Here is a 19,887-nt window from a genome sequence, read left to right as displayed (position 1 = left end):
CTCAGTTCCGTAGCAGACCGCTCTCGTGGTAGCCGATGTCGGTGTTGACCTGCCACGGGTCGACGTTCTCGCCGAAGCACTGGGCGACGCTGCGCAGCGCACTGAGCATGGCGTGGTCCTGATTGTCGTAATGGTGCATTCCGTTGCGCCCCATCGGATACAGCGACGGATGCTGCCGCCGCAGGTATTCGCGGATCCGCACGACGCTGCGGTCGCGGGCCGGGTCGTAGATCGGGTAGGCGAACTGCGAACGCACGGTCATCACCTTCTCGATGCCGGCGTCCCCGACGCCGAGTGCGCGCAAATCCTTCTGGACCAGATCGGTCAGGTGCGCGTCGTCGGCGTTCCACAGCTCGCCGCCGGGGGCGATGAAGTATTCGAAGCCGAGGAAGGTGCCGGCGAAGTCGGCCGGGGTCAGATCGGCCGACCAGCGGCCGTAGTTCTGGATGCGGCCGGCGTTGAAGTTCTTGCCGGGGGTGTACACCCAGTTGAACGGGATGTCGTGGGACTGCCTGAGCGCGACGGCGACGGTGATCAGCGACCGGTGCCGCAGCGCGGCGGCGACGGCGCGAATGTGCCTGGGCGGTGCGGGTTCCAGCGCATCGATGAGCAGCCGCAGCGGCATGCTGGAGAACACGGTGTCGCCGGTTGCGGTGTCCCCGTTGGCCAGTCGCACGGTCCAGCTGGCTCCGTCGTGGCGGAGCCCGGTGACCGGGGCGTTGAGCACCGGGGCGGCGCCGTTGGCGGTCAGTGCCGCCGCGGCTGCCTCCCAGAGCTGGCCGGGCCCGAGCCGGGGGTAGCGGAAGACGTCCTGCGAGGCGGGATCCGAGTCGTGGCCGCGCCGCCAGCCGATCGGCTTGATGCGCTGGTTGGCCCAGTCGCTGGTCAGCTCTTCGGGTTCGGTGAGCCAGGTCTTGCGGACGTAGCCGTCGAAAAACATCTCATACCAATGGCGACCGAATTCCCCAATGCCCCATTGTCGGAAGTTCTCCGACGGGCGGTCGTTGATGCGGAAGTTGCGCCGCAGCCTTGACCACAGCAGGCTGCTCAGGCCGCGGGCGCCGCGCCGATACCCCATCTGGGTCAACAGGTCTCGCCCGAGCAGTGGGTACCGGACGTAGTGCCCGCTGACCAACATCGCCGAGCGCCGGCCGACTGCGAGCCACTCATCGTGGGGCAGCAGCGATTTCCACAGATCGAGGATGTCCTCGTTGCGGGTGAAGAACCGGTGCCCGCCGGGGTCGATGCGCCAGTCGCCGTCGGTCGGGGTGCGCGCGAGCCCACCGAGGTGGGCCGACGTTTCGTAGAGCCGCGGGGTGACTCCCCTGTTGACCAATTCCAGCCCGGCGGTGAGCCCGGCAGGCCCGGCGCCGATGATGATCGGGTTCCTCGTGGTCATCGCTATGTTCCACGCCGTTGCGGGAACCGCCGGTACTCGTCGACGAGGTCGTCGATGTGCTGGGCGGTCAATTCGTTGAGCGGGGTGTCGAGGAACCGCAGCTGGGCATACTGGCTCTGCAGCGGCAGGAATCCGCTGAGCAGCGGCTCGGCGGTGGTGCGGATGACGAGGTCGACCTCACCGATGGAGAACGCCTCGGTGATGTCACAGCCTTCGCGGACGGCGCGCTGATGGGCGGCACGTAGCTCCTCGGCGGCGTCGTAGGCGAGCAGGATGTTGATGCGGAAGGCGTCGCCGGTCATGGCGGTTTCGGCGGCGCGCGCCGCCGCGGCCAGTTCAGGTGGCAACAGGGTGAGGTCGCCGTGGATGTGGACGCCGACGACGGCGGGATCGAAGTGTTTCGGCAGCAGCGCGGCGAAGAAGAACGCCGACGCGGCGTACACGCCGTCCAGCTCATGCCCGGGCCGCCCCAAGTTGGCCCGGCTGAGGTTGTAGACGGTGACGGTCTGCACGAGGTTGCGTTGCAGTACGAGCAGGATTTCGACAACCTTCTGCGCGCCGAGCCGGTACGCGTCGGCCAGCGTCGCGCCGTTCGCGTCGGCCCACCGCCGCAGACCGTCCGGTATCAACCCCACGTGCGCGGGTTTCATGGCGACAAACTCCCCCCAAACTGCTGATCACCCCGCAGCAAAGGTAGCTGAACTTACAACCGTCCGCGACGGTTTCGAGAACCAGGCCCGCCGCAGGCCAACTCACGGTCAGGCATCAGCCCAAACGCGTGGCCGGCTAACCCGGACGCCATCCCGGTACCAGGCGTCTGAACGGGCTACCGCAGCAAACAACAACCGCGATGCCGCGCTTTCCGTATTGCGAAATACTCGGCGGCAAAAGCATGTTTCCGGCACAGGAACCGAAGTGCCGCCGAGGTGAAGTTTGCCGAACCCGGGGGATCGTGCGGAATTCCGATCATCGCGGCCGCGTCGGTGCGCTCGCTGTGGCGCTGGCGATCGGAACGGCGTTGTTGTCGATTCCTGTTGTCGCAGTATCAGATCCCGGTACGTGGCAGAGGCCGTCAGCTGACCGTACGACACCGGATGCGCCCGACGCGACGTCGAACGCCGCCACGGCCCACGACGTTGCGTAGAACACCGGGTGCGGTGACATCAGCGAAGAGCAGAACGCTGACGATGCATCCTGGGTGCGGTGGATGCGGAGGTCGACGATCAAGAGGCCGCGGAGACACCTGAAGACAGCGTCGTCGTACTGACCAGGACGACGACACCACAGCAAACGATGTCCAAGAACCTGAGACAACCACCGCGCCGCAGTCAACAGACCGGGGCCGAGCACCGAGATCGCGGACGCAGACCGAGATTTCTCCGACGACGAACTCGTCGGAGCCGGAACCGGATCTGGCTGCCGCCGAGACCACCGACACCGCGGCCGGTGGCGCCGAGGAAGCGCCGGCCGCCGGTCACGGCGGGCCGGCTGACTCTCACCACGTCGGCCGCCTACGCCGGGTGGCACACAGAAAGCCGGCTCAGTCCTCGGTAGGACGCAACACGGCGAGCACGGTCAACAGCATGATTCTCAAATCCAGCCGCACCGACCAGTTCTCGATGTAGTAATTGTCGAACTCCGCGCGGTCGGCGATGGAGGTCTGGCCGCGCAGGCCGTGCACCTGCGCCCAGCCGGTGATGCCGGCCCTCACCCGATGCCGTTCGCCGTAGCGCCGGATCTGCATCTCGAACAATTCGACGAATTCCGGGCGTTCGGGGCGAGGGCCTACCAGACTCATGTCGCCGCGCAGCACGTTGACCAACTGCGGCAGTTCGTCCAGCGATGTCTTGCGCATGATCTTGCCGATCCAGGTGCGCCGGTCCTCACCTTCCACCCCACCCGGCGCGGCGCCGTCCCTCAGCGTGAACGCGGCGGCGGTGGGATCGGCCGGGCGCATGCTGCGGAACTTCAGGCACTGAAACACCTTGCCGTCGCGGCCTACTCGATCCTGGCCGAAGAAGATCGGGCCCGGAGAGCTGAGTTTGACCAGCATCGCGAGAGTCAGGAACAGCGGCGAGATGAGCAGCAGCCCGAAGGCGGCGACCACCCGGTCTGAGGCGTGTTTGACCGCGAAGTGCCACCCCTTGGGGTCGGTGTGGCTCAGGATCATCAACGGGATACCGCCGAGGTGTTCGATGAAGGAGCCGACGCTGACGGCATCCATCACCCGCGGCACCACGCGCACCTGCAGACCGAGTCCCTGCGCCGCTTTCACCGCGCGGGTCAACTCCTCCTCGGGCAGCGCGCTCGGTGCCACGATCAGCTCTTCGGCGCGGGTGGCGCGCGCCGCGATGTCGACGCTGTCAGGTGGGCCGAAATACGGCACGTCGAGCAGTTCGGCATCCGTCGGACGCTGCCCGTCGAGCACGCCGACCGGGCGCAGACCGTAATCGGCCACCTGCCGCATGCGGGTGATGAGCTGGTGGGCGATCGGCCCGGAACCGATGATCAGCGCCGGAGCCGCCGTGTGGTACTTGCGGCGGTAGTACCGCTGAACCATCGCCCGCACCAGGCGCAGCAACGGCACGAGAACGGCGGCGAACACCCATATCTTGACGAATAATTCGCTGGGGCGAACGTACGCACCCGCCGGCTCGTTCGCCGCCAACGGTGGCACCAACACGATCACGAGCGCCATCGCGGTCAACGTCGACACCGCGACCGACGTCTCGATCGGTTCGAAGTCGTCGAAGAAGCTCCTGTTGAGGTTCCGTCGATAGAGCGACCGCGACGCGAGCACGATGAGCAGCAGCGGAACGAACACCCACGAGTACAGCGCGATGTTGCGTGCGGTCACATCGCCGGCGACCGCCCACTGCCCCAGCAGCACCGCGCACGACGCAGCCAGGATGTCGAGCCCCACCGTGAGTACCGAGTACCACGGGTCTGTGCGCAGCCGCATCACCCATCCGGACAGCTCGGAGGGTTCGTGCCGTACGGCCTCTTCCGACACATCCGGCCGCGGAGCGGCAGCCCCGTCAGCGCGCTCACGACTCGCAGTCTTCACGCCTGGTTGCACGTGTTCAGTCCCCCGAAAAAGCGATCCGTTGAACCCCACTCTAAGTGTGCTGAGGAGTAGACGCAGTGAATTCGAACGCGTGGCATCCGACTTTGCCAATGTGGGAATCACAGCAATAGGATGAAACGTTGCTGTGACCCTGCGAATCAGCGGTGTCGGTCGGGTTCGGGAGCGAACGCCCGCTCGGCGACGATCTGCGCGAGGTCGGTCATGATCTGCACATGGCCAGTGCCCCACAGGCGTGGCCTGTTGTCGAACACGCACAGTGTGCCGATCGCGTGTCCGGCGCGGTCGGCCAGCGGAATCCCCAGGTAGGCGATCACGGCACCGGCTTGCACCACCGGATGGTGCTTGAACACAGGATCCGTCCTTGCATCCTCGAGGATCAGCGGCACGTTGTTTGCCACGGCGTACTGACACACCGAGTCTTCGAGCGGCGTCTGCCTTTCCTCGGCGGCCACGCCGCCCATCCCGACCGAGCTCTTGAAAAATTGCCGGTCCACGTCGATCAAAGACACCGCGGCGAACGGCGCGTCCAGCGCGTCGGCTGCAGCGCGAGTGATTCGGTCGTAGGTCGCCTCGGGCGGCGAGTCGAGCAGCCCGGTGTCATACAGCGCCCGCAGCCGCTCCGGGTCGTGCACGGCGGCCGAGACATCCGGCATCGCGTCCGACGCGAACACGCCTGCCTGGGAGAGGCGCACCAACAGATCCTTGGTCACCGGGTCCTCGGCGCGCGTCAGGTCGGCCACCATCTGCGCCCCCACGGCGCGGGCGACGTAGGCGTCGACGTCTTCCCCGGCTTCCCGCGCACACCGCTCGAGCATGCGATTGAGGGAATCGTCGAACCTGGACAGAAACGTGCTCACACACCGACGGTAACGGACTGTGACGCCCTGCACATATCGACGGGCCCGTTAATCCTCCTTTCTGGGGCGGGCCCGTAACCTTGGTTGCACCGCTGAGGATCAGGAGGAGCCTGTGGTCGAAGCCCGAACCCAGGGCAAACACGGCGTGGACGTGTTGTTCGACGCCCGGCATGTCCGCCAGAGCGGCATCGGCACCTACATCCGCACGCAGCTTCCGACACTCGAAGAGGCCGCAGACCGGCACGGAGTCTCGTTGGCGGTTCTGGCAGATCCGGACACCGCGCCCGCTCTAGGGCCCGGCACCGAGCTGGTCCACGCGGAACCTGCGTCGGCGGCGATGTATTCGGCGGCGGAACAGAGGGTCTGGCGGCGGGCGTTCGCGGCGACGCGGCCTCGCGCGGTGTGGCTGCCCCACTATCCGTATCCGCTGGCGAGGATGCTGGCGGGCAACCGCCGGATGCTCACCTACGTGACCGTGCACGACATCATTCATCTGCTGCCCGAGGACATCAGCGGACAGAACCGCGCCCGCCGCGCGTACGCCCGCGCGATGCTGCGCGCCGATGCGCGCTCGTGCCGGCGCATCTTCACCCCGTCGGAAGCGACCGCCGTGACCCTGAGAGGGATCGAGAAGTCTGCTCGGACGCTCGTGACCCCTATTCCGGTGGACGACATCTGGTTTCAACCCGCCGACCCGGCCCTGTCGCCTGTGACGGGCCCGTATGTGCTGTATGTCGGAAACACCAAGCGGCACAAGAATCTCCCGCTTGTGCTGGAGGCGTTCTCCACACTGGCCGACGTCCTGCCGCACAAGCTGGTGATCGCGGGGGGTGGCGCGTCGCTGCGCACCGCCGACGACCGGGTCCGCCGGCTGGCCGAGGACATGGGTGAGCGCGTGGTCGTGATGGGGCAACTGGACTTCGTGGTGCTGCGGGCGCTGGTGGCCTCGGCCCAGCTGCTGGTGATGCCATCACTGTATGAAGGCGCCGGACTGCCGCCGCTGGAGGCGATGGCGTCCGGCACCGCCGTGGTGGCCTCGAACATTCCGGCCGTCCGCGAAACCTGCGGTGCCGGCGCCGAGTTCTTCGACCCGCACGATGCCGGCGCGCTGGCCGCGCTGATCCACACCTACTGTTCTGACGACGCGGCCCGGGCTGATCTCGCCCAGCGCGGGTTGGCCTACGTCAAAGCACGCCAGCAGCAGATCCGCCCGGCCGCGGCAGCCGATGCCATCTGTGCCGACCTCACCGCCGGCCCGCCGTGAGGATTTCCCGACGCACATTTCTGATCAGCGCCGCAGCGGCCGGCGCTGCCGGCGTGGCGCTGCCCGACCACCGACAGCGGCACGCCGTCCTCGACGTGCGGGAGTTCGGCGCCAAAGGTGACGGCGTCACCGACGACTCCCGGGCCATCCAGGCTGCCGCCGCCGCCCTGCGGCCCCACAGCACGCTGCACTTCCCCCGCGGCACCTACCGATTCGCACAGCACCGGACTCGGCGCGACGCGGCGATCGTCGTCGCCGGCGTCTCTGACGTCGCGGTCGTGTTCGATCCCGGCGCCGAGCTTCTGATGGACAACCTGGACCCGACCGGGGCCGGTGCCGGTCACGCCGTGTTGGTGCACGGACCGGCTTCACGGATCCTGTTGCACCACGTCAGGATTCGGTGGGCGCACGACGCGCGGCGGTCGCTCGGCGACGGTATCCGCGTGGTGGGCGGCCCCGTGGTCGAAGGATCGAGCTTCGCCACGGCGCCGCGCGGGTGGCCGGGTCCCGTCAACGGGGTCACCCTGACCGACTGCGTGGTGCAGGGCAGCCCGCAAGCCGGGGTCATCATGATGGGAGCTGCTGCCATCGCCGTCACCGGGCTGCGGGTCACCGGCACCAGGGCCGACGGCCTGCATTTCAACGCGTGCCGACAGGCCAGGATCGAGGACTACCGCGCCGCGGACACCGGCGATGACGGGCTGGCGCTCGTCACGTACTACGCCGACGAACCGCTGTTCGACACCGACTCGTCGACGTTCGCGTTCCCGGCCCTGACGGATTGGTCCAATACCGATTTCACGATCGACGGCGCCCATGTCACCGGCGGCAGGGCCAACGGCGTCCGGATCGCCGGCGTCCACCGCGCCACGCTCACCGGGCTGGCTGTCCACGGGGCGCGCGCCGGCGCGGCCGTGATGGTCGACTCCGCCGAACCGGGCGCCGACGCCGGCTGGGATTACGTCGCCAGCCGTGGGGTGCGCCTGGCCTATATCACGGCGACCGACTGCAACATGGGGCTTCACCTGCTGGCCCGGCCGGGGCCTTCCGGTGATCCCCGCTTCACCGAGTTCGATGTGACCGTCGACGACGTGCGAATCGAGCGGTGTGAGAACTGGTCAGTGCGGGCCGAGTCACTGACCGACCGGAGGGTCAGCGGGCTGCGCCTGCGCAACTGTCGCATTTCTTCGGCGTCCACGACCGGCGGCAACGGCGGGGTCGGCATCGGCAACGCCCGCGACATTTCCCTGGCCGACGTCTCGATCCAGCACACCGAACCGGTGACGGCGTTCGACACCGTGAATGCCGGCGGCTTGACTGTCGACCGTCTCAGCGTGAAGCAGCCTTAGCGGCAGGCGTCCCAGCCTCGACGCCACCACTGCGCCCGCAGCGGTGAGTAACAGCAGGAAGATCACGATGCCGTAGATCAGGATCTGCACGCGCCATACTTCCAGGAAGCAGTATCCGACCACCCCCGCGGACGCGGCGATCACGGGACTCAGGCTGAAGATCCGGGCGAACGCGTAGCCGGCGACGCCGTAGGCCAGGATCGTGTACAGCCAGCCCCAGGCGCCGTACTCGGCGTAGGTGTCGGCGAACACCGAATTGGTGAAGAAGTTCCCGGCGAAGGTCACCGAATAGCCGTACACCGACGCCTGTTTCCAGCTGTCGTCCTTGGCGATCTTGTTGAACTGCAGAAACGTGGGTTGCACGGCCGCCAGAGATTCCGCCGCGCCGCCAGGGTTCTCCCAGGCGCCCCGGCCCACCGCGTCGGCCATACCCAGTGAAACCTGCGCCGGTACAGCCAGATACGCCCCGGATTGGTACACGTTCATCTCGATCGGGTTCGAGATCCCGGCCTCGCGGTAGTAGTTGGCGTTGCGGACGTAGTTGAGTACCGTGAGCAGACCGAACCCGGTGGCCGCGATCAGTGCGACCGCGATCAGTGCCCGCACCGGTGATCCGGTGCCCGGTTCGCGGTGTACCCGTCCGCGCACCCACGCCGCCAGGTACACCGCACACGCCATCAACAGCGACAGCCGGGATGCGATCATCGCGTTGGCGAACAGCAGCAGCACCCCGGCCACCATGTAGGGCCAGCCGATCACCTTCTTGCGCCACAGGTACACCGCAAGCGGCGCGGCGAGAATCGTGGCGTAGCGCAGGGTTTGGGGACCCGCGAAACCGGACAGGGCATTGCTGAAGTCGTTGGCGGTCTGCTCGCTGAGCGACGCGATGATCGCCGGAACACCGCCGACCTTCCAGAACGAATACAGCACCCCGACCGCGCCGGCGGCCAGGATCACGAAGAAGTAGCGTCGTTCGAAGCCCGCAGTGTTGGTGCGGTCGGCTCCGGTCAGCGGTCGGGACCGGTGGGTGCCCCACCAGTAGCCGACCATCGACACCATCACGATCGCGAAGTACCACAGCACCAGCAGCGCGATGCCGCGCCCGCTCACCGCGGCGGGGGCCGAGAATCCGGTCAGCGCCTCGGACGCGGTCTGGGCCGTCCCGAGTTTCTGCCGTGCGACCAGTCCGAACCATGCCAAGAACGACATGGCGACCGGGGCCAACAGCAAGGTCGCGGGGGTGAACCATGCCGGGGCGCGGGAGGACGTGTTGCCGTGTCGCACAAGGAAGGTGTCGGCGGGCGCGGTGAGGGTCATCAGCGGGACCGTTCCCCTTGCCGGCGCAGTCCGAAGGAGTCAGCATAGTCGGGTGCGCCCTTGACCGCGGCGAAGTGGTAGACGACGGCGGTGATCATCTCGGCCACGACGAACGCGGCGAAGATCGCCTCGGTGGATCGCCACAGCAGCAGGAAGCCGACGCTGATCACCAGGTAGACGACGGTGCTGGCGCCACGAATCCAGAACACCAGCACCGTTTTCCCGGCTTTGCGCAGCGCGGCGAACGGGACCGTGGAGACGAGCATGACGGCCTTCCACAGCGCGGCCAACAGCAGGGCCGCTACCCCAACGGCGTCCCATGCCGGGCCGAACACCAGGCTGCCGAAGCCGCCGAATGCCGCGGCCAGCACCGCAACCATACCGACGACGAAAACGACGACGAAGGGGCGGAGTTCGCCGCGATGCCCGTGGGCGAGTAACCGGTATCTGCCATAGGCCAGGATCGGTTCGACCGCGCCGGCGACGGTGGAGATGACGCGGAAGGTCACCGACGCGGCAGGCCCGACCATCACGAGTAGCAGTGAGGTGATGGCCGGTTGGACGGCGCCGACAACCGCGGTCTCCGCGGTCACCCACCCGGACCTGCGGACGTCGGGCGGAAAGCCCATGTTCGGCATGCTTTTTCGCGGTTGATACCGCACCAGGACGGCGAGGAACGCGCCGACGGCGAGCACCTGCACCGCGTGCGGGTTGTGCTCGGTGGCCATCCACAGCGCGATCACGCTGGCCACGACCAGCAGCGTCGCGCCGAAACCCTCGCGCTTCCACTCGCCTGTCACCACGCCGATCGACCGCGACATCAACAGACCGGTCATCACCCCGATGGAACTGCCCATCAGTACCGCCGACGAGGCAACCGCGGGGCCGATCACCAGAGGCGCTGCGGCGCACAGCGCGAGCACCACCACCCACCCTGGCAGGCCGGGGTCGCCTTCGGCGTCGGGGGTGGCGAGCCGGCCCTCGACGACGAACGCGTTGACCAGTTGCGCGACGTAGACCCCGACGGCCAGCGACAGCGCGAGGAAACCCTGGGTTTCGATGGGCGCGACCCGGGCGTAGATGGCGATGAAGATCGCTGGGAAGACGTTCAGCGCAAGACCGGCGACCACCTGGACGGCGGTCTGCAGATGCTTGCTGTCAGCCATCGCGGCGGGCCGCCAGCGTCTCTGCCACCACCTCGGACATGTTGCGGCGGAACGTCTCCGGTGAGAACGTCTCGGCGTGCCGTCTGATCCGGACCGGGTCGTAGCCGCTGGTGTCGAATGTCGCGAAGGTCTCGGCGAAGCGCTCGACCACCTCGGCGTCGTCGGCACCGGTGACGAACGTTCCGGTGACACCGTCAACGACGCTGTCGAGCGCGCCGCCGACGCCGAGCGCGATCACCGGTGTGCCGCAGGCCATCGCCTCGACCGGGGTGATGCCGAAGTCCTCCTCTCCCGGCATGACCATCGCCCTGGCACCGCGGTAGAGGTCGCGGAACTTCTCGCCGGAGACCCGGCCCAGGAAAACGACGTCTCCGCCTTCGGCGAGCTTCTGGCATTTGGCCGCGTCGCGGCCGGCGCCGGCGACCACCAGCTTCACCCCGGCCCGCACGGCGGCCCTGATCGCGACGTCGGGGCGCTTGTAGGACACCAGCCGGCCGGGCAGCAGAAAGTAGTCACCGCGGGTCTGGCCGGGATCGGGCCGGTAGAAGTCGACGTCGACGGGCGGATGGACCACCTGCGACTCGCGGTTCCAGTGGTCTTTGATCCGTTGAGCCACCGCGGTGCTGTTGGCCACGATGGTGGTCATCTTCGGCGCGGCGGCCAGTTCGGTCCTGATCGCCAGCCCCGACAGCGCGTCCAGGGCAAGGCGGCCGGGCAGTGACGACGCCTCCTCGGCGCGCATCGCCTTGTCCCACGCCCAGCGCGCCGGCGAGTGGACGTACACGATCGTCGGCCTGGGCACGGCAGCATGCACCGCCGCGGCGGCGGCGAAGTGGTGGCTGATGATCACCGCGTCCGCCGAGCCGAAGTCCCGGCGCCGCAACCACGCCGGCACCAGCGGCAGCAGCGGCGCATAGCTGCGGTAGCGCGCGGCCCGGTAAGCCGAAGACAACGCGCCGGTCTGCACCTGGGCCGAGAATGACGCGTCGACGCGCCGGTCGACGATCGGGATGGTGACCGGCGCGTCGGGCCACTGCCGGGACAGTTCGGCGACGACGTTTTCCGAGCCGGCGATCTCGGTCAGCCGCTCATGGACGAGCGCGACTCTCACTGCGCGCTCCCCCCGCGTCGGCGCCTCAGCCAACGGGCTGACGGTCGCCGCACGGTGAACGCAGCGAACGTGGGTGCGGTGGCAGCAGCGATCGCCGAGCGCAGCATCAGCACCTGCGCTGTGGTGTCGCCTTCGATCTGAGCAACGGCGACGACGGTGGTGGCGCCGGCGATGACGGCAGGGGTCAGCGACGGGTCGCCGACCGCGCCGCCGTGCACGATGCGGGTGGTGACTGGCTCCGTCGAGGACGGCGCGGCGTGCAGTCCTGAGATGCTCGCCGCGGCCGGCGTGCTCTCGGCGGCCGCGAACTCCAACAGCGTCGCCACCACCGATGACCCTGACGTCGGCGATGCGCCGAGCACGAGGATGACCTCATTTGATCCAGAGGCCCGGCACTGGGAGTACAGCGCGCGGGCAAGGCGGATCTGGTCGTCGGTCCAGGCCTCGCGTGGCGGCAGGTCGAGATCGACGGCCGGCAGCAGCACCCCGTCGACGCGTCCGGTCAGCGTTTTCACCACCGAGCCGCGCCCCGCACGGCGTCGCCGGGCGAGCAGTAGCGCGATCGCACATGAACCACCGACCAGCGCACCCAGGATGGCGCCGATCAGCCACTGCGCGGAACTGGGATGGTTCGGTGTCGGTGGCTGCACCACCAGCAACTCGCTCGCCGCGGCGGCCTGCAGTTCGACGCTCTCGCGCACGCGCTGGATCTCGAGCGCCCGTGTCGGGTCGGTGTCATTGCGCTGCCACTCCGACAACGTGGGCAAGATGGAGCGCAGCTGCGCGTCGACGCGCTGGTCGAGCTCTTGGCCGTACAGGTCGATGGCCGCCTGCACGGTCCTGATGGCGTCGTCGCGGGAGCTGCTGCTGTAGCTGACCGTGACCATGGCCGACTCACTGGCCTGCGCGACCATGAGTTCGGCGGGCTCGTCCATCGCCATCTTCCTGGCAACAGCCTGACTGAAGCCCTCCCCGGTCATGTAGGCGATCTCGCCGGAGACGAAAGTCGCTGTGTTGTCCTGGTTGTCGGGGGTGACCTGGCTGGCCCCGCCGGCGATCGCGGTCAGGTCGGCCGGGTTCTGCAGCCGCAGAAACGCCGTGGCGGTGGTGTCAGAGGTCAGGGCACCGAAGGCGAGCCCGCCGATGAGCGCCCCAGCGCACAGTCCGACGAGCGCACCCAGAGTCAGCTTGGTCATCACGACCCGGGTTTCCACTGCGGAGATCAGCGCGGTCGCGGACGCCGGCACTTTCGACACGTTGTCAGACAACTCTGTGGCGCTCCGTCCCTGAACCTGTTGCGGTCATCCATGGTAGATAGCCGTGGGCGATTTGCCGGCCGGACGCCTCGATTCGCGGGTCGGCGAGGCTAAGATCGTTGCGGATCAATATGTAGGGCTGTTCACACACTTGTCGCCGCACTGCGATTTCAGCAAAGGAATGATTGCCCGCCCCGGTAGAAGTTGGGTTTGATTGTATGGCACGCGGGTTTGCGGATGAGTGGTTTGCGCGGGGCGCGTTCTGCACCGCAGTACCCGGTTTTGCCGGTATCGTCCGACGCCGGGAATGAGATTCTCGAAGCCCAACCACCGGAAACTGGAGCGGCAGTGTCTCTTGCGGTCGATCGTGCCATCACTACCGTCGGGGACGAGGCCACGATGCAACCCGGATCAGGATCACCGAAGAGCCACAACATCATTGGTCGCGCGCTGGGCGCCCTGCTGTCGGCCCTGCTGGTGATGGCGTTCGCCGCCCCCGGCGTCGCCGGCGCCGAACCGCTCAACGCCGACCCGACCGGCAACGGCGAGGTGCTGCTGCCATGGACGGCGCTGGGGCTTCCCCCCGACGTCACACTGGTCGGCGCCAACGTCAACCAGGATTTCACGCTCCCGGTGCAGTCGGGTTTCACGCCGCGACGGCTGCGCGGGCTGATCCACGCGCCGGTGGATTTCGGTGCGGGATTCGTCGAGATCACCGATCGCAGAGGCACCGTTCTGGGGACAGTGGACCTTCCCGCGGTGACGCCGGCCCAGGCCGTGGTGCCGTTCGACGTCGACGTCTCGGCGGCGCAGATCAGCGATTCGACGCTGGGGCTGTCGTTCACCGCACGGGAGGCCGCGCTTCCCCCCGAGCAACGGTGCGGGCTCGGCGAGCGGGTTGTCCTCAGCGATCTCAGCGCCCTGTTCGCCGGGGCCGAACCAGCGCCCACCACGATCGCGACATTCTTTCCGCCGGTGCTGCAGCGGCTCACCATCTACGCACCGATCGATGCCGACGACGCCGAACAGCAGGCGGTGCTGGCGCTGACCTCCGCTGTCGCCCGCATGTACCGGCCGCAGACACCGGCGATCACAGTCGTCAGCCAGCCCCGTGGCGCGACGCCCCCGGCGTCACCTCAGTTCACCCGCTCTGTGGTGGTCGAGAACGGCGACGCCGGACTCGAAGTGGTCAACCCCGACAGGACCGACGTGTTCCTCATGGTGACCGGCCGCGGCGAGGAACTCACCAACCAGGCCGCGCTGGTCGCCGACCGCTTGCAGTCGCTGGCGCAGGCCCCGTCCGCGCGCGTGGACCAGGTCGGCGCAGCCGAGAGCGCCGATCCGGACGAGATGACGTTCCGCCAGTTGGGCATCAGCGGCGAACGGGAGGTGCTGAGGACCGCCGATCTGACCGTCGGAGTGGACCGTTCGGCATTGGGAGACGGTCGCGTCGAAAGCCTGCAGGTACATCTGCTGGCCACCCACACCCCGGTCGCGGACATGGACTCGGCCAGCGCGATGGTCAGCGTGAACGGCCAAGCGGTACACAGCGTTGCGCTGGACCGCACCGGTCGGCTGGACACCGTCTTCGACGTTCCCGGCGAACTGCTCAGACAGCGCATCAATTTCGAGTTCGGTCTGACGTTCAGCCCGCGTCAGCTGTGCAGCCCGACCATCGCTCCGATGAGGTTCCAGCTCGACCCGGCGTCGACGCTGACGATGCGTCGCGGTGGCCCCGCCCCGGGTGGCTTCGGTGCGGTGCCGTCGGAGTTCAGCCCCGAGTTTCTGGTCGCCCTCGACGGCGGCAGCCCGAATCAGCTGAACTACGCGGCCCGGGTGGTGGCCGACATCGCCCAGCGAACCGGAACGGCGTTGACGCCGCGCGTCGTTGACGTGAAGGCCGCGGCCGACGCCGGTACCGGGGCGCTGATCGTGGCGAATTCGGCGGCGGTCCAGGCGACGTCGCTGCGCCCGCCGATCGGCGGCGAGGGCTCGACTGTGCAGGTGGATGTGAGCAGGGAGCTGCGCGCCGACATCGCCAACGGGTTGGCGTCGATCCAGGTGTTCGCCGACACGCCCCGGGACAGGACGGTCGTGCTGGTCACGACGACGGGTGCGTGGTCGCTGGTAGAGCCGCTGTTCGGCTACATCGACCGGCAGCCCGACGGCTGGTCGAGCCTGGATGGGGACGTGATCGCCGCCGGGGCCGCGGGTGAGGTTACGAACCTGGCCGGAACCACTGATGTGGCACCATCTGTCGCTGAGAAGCAGACCACCGTCAGCGTCGCGTGGGCTGTCATCGGCGCCGGAATCGTGGTCGTCGCCCTCGGATTGAGCGCCGCCCTGTGGTGGCGGCGTCGCAGCACAGCCGCGCCGGCCGACCCGCAATCCTAGCGGTCAGCGCCACCGTAGGGCGGCCGGCCAACATCCGCTCGGTGGCAACCAGGCGAGGTCGCCGAGGATCTGCCGGTGGCCGACACCCCAGACCTTCGATTTGGGTCGTAGACCCCCAGCGCGCCAACGGTACCGCCGTCAGGGTCGCTGACATACCGGATGGGCGGCGACAGAGCTGTCGATGCGCGTTTACCCGCCGTCCCACGCGCACCCGACGCGCGGCTGTTCCATCAGTCGTCGAAGTGTGCGAGCGTAACGGTCGCCCTTCAGCGGTGATCAGAATTCGCCGGTAATACACCAATGCTGCGCAAAGGCGAGGTAATTCGCGGTGCCGGCGGCGGGAGTGCGTGTGCCGCCGGCGAATCCGATCGTCAGTAGGCGCCCGAGTGGCTGAGCATCGCCCTGACCGTCTTGATGGCGATGAGCAGGTCGGAGATCATCGACCAGTTCTCGACGTAAAACAGGTCGAGGCGCACCGAGTCCTCCCAGGACAGGTCGGAGCGTCCGCTGACCTGCCACAGGCCGGTGATGCCGGGGCGGACCAGGAGGCGCTTCATGGCGTGCTCGTCGTAGGTCTGGACTTCGCGGGCCAGCGGCGGGCGCGGGCCGACGACGCTCATGTCCCGTTTGAGGACGTTGATGAACTGCGGCAGCTCGTCGATGCTGTACTTGCGCAGCAGGCGCCCGACCGGCGTGACGCGGGGGTCCTGCCGGATTTTGAACAGCACCCCGCCTTCGCTCTCGTTGAGCGCGGCGAGTTTGTCGACCATCTTGTCGGCGCCGTCGACCATGGTGCGGAACTTGATCATCTGGAAGGGCTTGCCGTCGAGGCCGATTCGCTCCTGGCGGTAGAACACCGGGCCCCGGCTGGTCAGTTTCACCGCGGCGGCCACGACCAGCAGGATAGGCAGCCCGAGCAACAGCACGGTGCCGGAGAACACGATGTCGAAGAAGCGCTTCTGAAAACGCTTGGCGCCGCTGTATTGCGGCTTCTCGACGTGGATCAGCGGCAGGCCGGCCACGGGACGCATCTGCAACCGCGGGCCGGCGATGTCGACGACGCCGGGCGAGACGAGCAGATCGATGTCGAGTTTCTCCAGCTCCCAGGAGAGATCGCGGATGCCGCGGCCGTCGAGGCGTTCGGTGGCGGTAACGGCGACGGCGTGGCTGCCGGTAATGCGGACGGCGTCCACGACGTCGGACTCGTCACCGAAGGTGGGCACCGATCCGACACCGGGAACGTCGACCTTGGGACGGTACATGGGGCCGGGGATGCAGGCCCCGACCACCTGGTACTCGGAGCCCGGCTCGCGGGCAAGGGACTTGGTGAGGTCGCGGACGGCGGACGGGCTGCCGACCACCAGCACGCGGGTGATGCAGCTGCCATTCTTCAGTCGTGCGCGGATGACGACCCGGCGAGCGATCCAGCGCCCCAACGCCAGGAACAGCAGGCCGGCGGGCAGCGCGATCACCAGGTAGCCGCGCGCGATCTCCAGCTTGAACAGCATCGAGACGATCGCGACGCCGCCGAACACGGACAGCGTCGCAAGCCAGACGCGGCGGTACTCCTCAGCGCCAGACCCGATGACCCGCGGCGAGCGAGAGCGATTGATCGACAGGGCGGCGATCCACAAGACGGCGATCCCGACCGACACCACTGTGTAGTCAACTCCGCGGTAGGACGCGATGCCCTCGGAGACCGCACCAAATCGCAACCACTGCGCCAGCCCGACCGCAAGCAAGACGCCGACGATGTCGATCGCCACGAGACGCAGTGCATAGCCTTGTTGCCACGTCGGAATCTTGCTTGGTATCGGAACGATGTTTGCTGGAGCTTCCAGCCGATCGTTAACCGCGGTCATCCATCCCCCCACATAATCTCCCCCTTGTGCTGGCACTTTATCCCACACATCCTTGACATCTCAAGGCGATCACGATGTTCGCTCAGCAATTTACAAGGACGTCATCCAGTCGACGGTGAGGCGGCCCTATCCGCGACGCCTTCAGATCTTGAGTCTTTTGTTTGTCAAGAGTGGGGCCATCGGTAAATAACGCCTGCCAGCACGCCGCAACGGTCGCTGGCAGACTTTGCGGAAGTGCAGCGTCGTTGCAGGAACGCCCCGACGTATGGCGCCGACGACGCGTCCTACGTTGGCGAAGACGGCGAACCCAGGCGGCACATCTCCACGATCGGCTGCAGCAGGTCGGCTATCTGTTGTCCAACCGTTTCAAACACCGAAGCCGCCTTGCCGATCGGATCTTCTATGTCGAGGCCCTCATCGGCAATCAAATAGGAACGAAGCGCCGGAAGGTCCTCGAGGGTAGCCGCACCGCACTCCGTCCTAAGTCTGGCCGCTTCACAGAGGGTGTAGGTCCTCTTTAGCTTGCTTGGCGCGATCTCCAGGACACGGTCGCGATGCTCCCGGGTCATTGTAAGGATGAGACCCGCAGGCTGAATTACCTTGGCCGTCAGTTGCCTAGCCGCGAAACCCGAAGCGTCGCCGCCTAAATCACGGAGCACGGTTGCGGCCGCTTCGTGAATCGGATACCCGACCATGGCGCGCGTTCCCGCACTCGACGCTACGAAGTCCTGCAGCCTCGATTCCTCGGCGTACGCCTCTGCCAACCGCTCGGCGGTAGGCGAGCGGCAAATGTTCCCCGTGCAGACGAAAAGAACGTGCAGAAGTACTCCTAGGACTCAGGTCTTATAGGACCATAGCGGCGGGGAGACGCACGCGCGAAAGTGTCGCACCGTTTCCATAGGAATGTCAGCAGGAACCCCGATACCCCCCTCGCGGCACCGAACCCTGTCCATGCCACCTGTGTACGGTGTCACCTGGCTGAGTAGACGGATAGGCGCGCCCTGCAACATGCCGTGCCGAATGTTCAGCTGAATCCGCTGTCCTGTGGAGGGCGCATGGCTGATACCTATCGAATCGTCCTGGGGCATAGGGCGCGTCTTGGATGTAACGCATGAAACGCCGCTCGTGGCGACGGGTTCGAGTGGCACCGTTAGGATAGCCCGGGGGACTGGGAGGGATTGGCATGAGTCGCCAGATTGCCGTGTTTGGCACCGGATACCTTGGCGCGACGCACGCGGCGTGCATGGCCGAGCTAGGCCACGAGGTTCTTGGCGTAGATGTCGACGAGGGAAAGCTCGCTAAACTAGCCGCGGGCGAACTCCCGTTCTTCGAACCAGGGCTTCCAGAAGTGCTGCGGCGCAATATTAAAGCTGGCAGACTCCATTTCACCACCTCCTATCAAGAGGCAGCCGATTTCGCCGACGTGTTCTTCGTCGCGGTAGGAACTCCACAAAAGCATGGCGAGCTTGCAGCAGACCTGCGCTACGTTGACGCTGTCATTGAGTCCATAGCGCCCTTGTTAACGCGTCCGTCGGTCATATTCGGGAAGTCGACCGTCCCTGCCGGCACAGCAGCTCGACTAAACGCCCGGCTACGCGAACTCGCTCCGGCAGACCAGGTGGAGCTCGCCTGGAATCCAGAGTTCTTACGGGAGGGTTTCGCAGTCGAGGACACGCTCCATCCTGACCGCATTGTTCTCGGTGTTAATCAAGCGGACGCTGGCAACGCTGAAGCCGTAGCGCGGGAAGTCTACGCCGCGCAGTTGAATGAGAAGACCCCTTTTCTGGTTACGGATTTGGCCACGGCAGAGCTTGTTAAGACCTCGGCCAATGCTTTCCTGGCGACAAAAATCTCGTTCATCAATGCCATCGCCGAGGTGTGTGAAGCCACCGGTGCCGATGTCTCTGTCTTGGCTGACGCGATTGGCCACGATGCACGCATCGGCCGCCGATTCCTCAACGCCGGAATCGGATTTGGCGGAGGCTGCTTACCGAAGGACATCCGAGCATTCATCGCTATGGCCGGCGAGCTTGGCGCTGGGCAGGCGTTTGCCCTGTTGCGTGAAGTGGACAGCATCAACATGCGTAGGCGCAACAAAATGGTCGAGCTAGCACGCGAGGCCACCGACGGTTCGCTTGTCGGCACACGCGTCGCCGTTCTAGGAGCGGCCTTCAAACCCGACTCGGATGACGTGCGGGATTCTCCCGCTCTCAATATTGCAGGCCAGATTCAGCTGCAGGGTGCAGCGGTAAGTGTCTTCGATCCCGAGGCGATGCAGAATGCGCGCCAGTTGTTTCCAACACTCAACTACGCACCCGACGTTTCAGCAGCCTGCGACGGCGCCGATGTGGTTATGGTCCTCACGGAATGGAGCGACTTTGTTTCGTTGGACCCGTCCACCTTAGCGAAAGCTGTGCGCAGGCGGGCGATAATTGACGGTCGAAATTGCCTAGACCCAACCGCCTGGCGTTCTGCGGGATGGATATATCGGGGAATCGGCAGACCTTAAAGCTACGTCGATCACATTACCCCGCCCCGTCCTTGTCCAAACGACATCCTTTGAAACGGAATGACGGCACCTTACTCAACCTAATGGGGAAGACATGCTTCAGCGGAAGGCACACCGCGCGGACACTGAGATCTGCTGTATGCAGAGCTAAATCAGCTCCGGGAAATAGAAGAGACGCCAGATAGCTAGGGCCTTGCCCCCATGTAGTGGACACGGGATTTGTGGTTACGCCGCTTCTGGCAGCGTAGCGGTTTCGTGGTTGCGTTCGTAGGTTGCGGGACTGGAATAGGCGCAGCGGGAGTGCCGTCGCCTCAG

General features: G+C 66.6%; 13 protein-coding genes and 1 pseudogene. 4 read left to right on the top strand and 10 right to left on the bottom strand.

What is annotated here, in order from left to right; all coding sequences use genetic code 11:
* Window position 1: 1 nt before the first annotated feature.
* The 4 genes from ACXMYJ_RS13530 to ACXMYJ_RS13515 all read right to left on the bottom strand — a co-directional run bounded on the left by ACXMYJ_RS13530 (window position 2) and on the right by ACXMYJ_RS13515 (window position 5,332).
* On the bottom strand, window positions 2-1,399 hold the full coding sequence (locus ACXMYJ_RS13530; RefSeq protein ID WP_460356823.1) for an NAD(P)/FAD-dependent oxidoreductase: 1,398 nt from the start codon (window positions 1,397-1,399) through the stop codon (window positions 2-4).
* Between the two features lie 2 nt (window positions 1,400-1,401).
* A complete protein-coding gene (locus ACXMYJ_RS13525) occupies window positions 1,402-2,049 on the bottom strand; it encodes an undecaprenyl diphosphate synthase family protein (RefSeq protein WP_460356820.1) in 648 nt (215 codons plus the stop codon).
* Window positions 2,050-2,939: 890 nt separating this feature from the next.
* A complete protein-coding gene (locus ACXMYJ_RS13520) occupies window positions 2,940-4,361 on the bottom strand; it encodes a sugar transferase (protein WP_443189212.1) in 1,422 nt (473 codons plus the stop codon).
* A 263-nt stretch (window positions 4,362-4,624) separates the two neighbouring features.
* Complete coding sequence (locus ACXMYJ_RS13515) at window positions 4,625-5,332, bottom strand: GAF domain-containing protein (RefSeq protein WP_396885419.1); 708 nt, start codon at window positions 5,330-5,332, stop codon at window positions 4,625-4,627.
* Between the two features lie 124 nt (window positions 5,333-5,456).
* Here ACXMYJ_RS13515 and ACXMYJ_RS13510 point away from each other — a divergent pair, with 124 nt between their 5' ends.
* Entirely contained in the window at window positions 5,457-6,608 is a 1,152-nt protein-coding gene (locus ACXMYJ_RS13510; RefSeq protein ID WP_460356817.1) for a glycosyltransferase family 4 protein, read from the top strand.
* Window positions 6,605-6,817: pseudogene (locus ACXMYJ_RS13505) on the top strand (glycosyl hydrolase family 28-related protein); the annotation flags it as partial. The gene ACXMYJ_RS13510 and the pseudogene ACXMYJ_RS13505, both read left to right, overlap by 4 nt.
* A gap of 924 nt (window positions 6,818-7,741) precedes the next feature.
* On the opposite strand, the gene ACXMYJ_RS13500 reads toward ACXMYJ_RS13505, so the two are convergent.
* The 4 genes from ACXMYJ_RS13500 to ACXMYJ_RS13485 are packed head-to-tail and all read right to left on the bottom strand — an operon-like array spanning window position 7,742 to window position 12,807.
* Window positions 7,742-9,274, bottom strand: coding sequence for an O-antigen polymerase (locus tag ACXMYJ_RS13500; protein ID WP_460356815.1), 1,533 nt, complete (start codon window positions 9,272-9,274; stop codon window positions 7,742-7,744).
* The gene (locus tag ACXMYJ_RS13495; RefSeq protein ID WP_460356812.1) at window positions 9,274-10,440 is read right to left on the bottom strand and encodes a hypothetical protein; all 1,167 of its coding nucleotides are present in this window, start codon (window positions 10,438-10,440) and stop codon (window positions 9,274-9,276) included. Before ACXMYJ_RS13495 ends, ACXMYJ_RS13500 begins: the two co-directional genes overlap by 1 nt.
* Window positions 10,433-11,551 (bottom strand): glycosyltransferase, encoded by a 1,119-nt coding sequence (locus ACXMYJ_RS13490; protein ID WP_260757678.1) that lies wholly within the window; start codon window positions 11,549-11,551, stop codon window positions 10,433-10,435. The genes ACXMYJ_RS13495 and ACXMYJ_RS13490 overlap by 8 nt, the downstream gene beginning before the upstream one ends.
* A complete protein-coding gene (locus ACXMYJ_RS13485; RefSeq protein WP_460356810.1) occupies window positions 11,548-12,807 on the bottom strand; it encodes a hypothetical protein in 1,260 nt (419 codons plus the stop codon). Before ACXMYJ_RS13485 ends, ACXMYJ_RS13490 begins: the two co-directional genes overlap by 4 nt.
* 399 nt (window positions 12,808-13,206) lie before the next feature.
* Between ACXMYJ_RS13485 and ACXMYJ_RS13480 the strand changes: the two genes are divergently transcribed.
* Window positions 13,207-15,201 carry a hypothetical protein gene (locus ACXMYJ_RS13480; RefSeq protein WP_460356807.1) on the top strand — a complete coding sequence of 665 codons (1,995 nt, stop codon included), beginning with the start codon at window positions 13,207-13,209 and terminating at the stop codon, window positions 15,199-15,201.
* A 371-nt stretch (window positions 15,202-15,572) separates the two neighbouring features.
* Here ACXMYJ_RS13480 and ACXMYJ_RS13475 read toward each other — a convergent pair whose 3' ends face one another.
* Window positions 15,573-17,063 (bottom strand): sugar transferase, encoded by a 1,491-nt coding sequence (locus tag ACXMYJ_RS13475; RefSeq protein ID WP_460356805.1) that lies wholly within the window; start codon window positions 17,061-17,063, stop codon window positions 15,573-15,575.
* Window positions 17,064-17,347: 284 nt separating this feature from the next.
* Window positions 17,348-17,884: an arsenate reductase/protein-tyrosine-phosphatase family protein gene (locus ACXMYJ_RS13470; protein ID WP_460356886.1), complete on the bottom strand. Its 537-nt coding sequence runs from the start codon at window positions 17,882-17,884 to the stop codon at window positions 17,348-17,350.
* A 362-nt stretch (window positions 17,885-18,246) separates the two neighbouring features.
* Between ACXMYJ_RS13470 and ACXMYJ_RS13465 the strand changes: the two genes are divergently transcribed.
* Complete coding sequence (locus ACXMYJ_RS13465) at window positions 18,247-19,572, top strand: UDP-glucose dehydrogenase family protein (RefSeq protein WP_460356803.1); 1,326 nt, start codon at window positions 18,247-18,249, stop codon at window positions 19,570-19,572.
* Window positions 19,573-19,887: the final 315 nt, after the last annotated feature.

The organism is Mycobacterium sp. ZZG (assembly GCF_054786995.1).
Note: the sequence above shows the minus strand (reverse complement) of the source record. Positions and strands in the feature narration are given on the sequence as shown.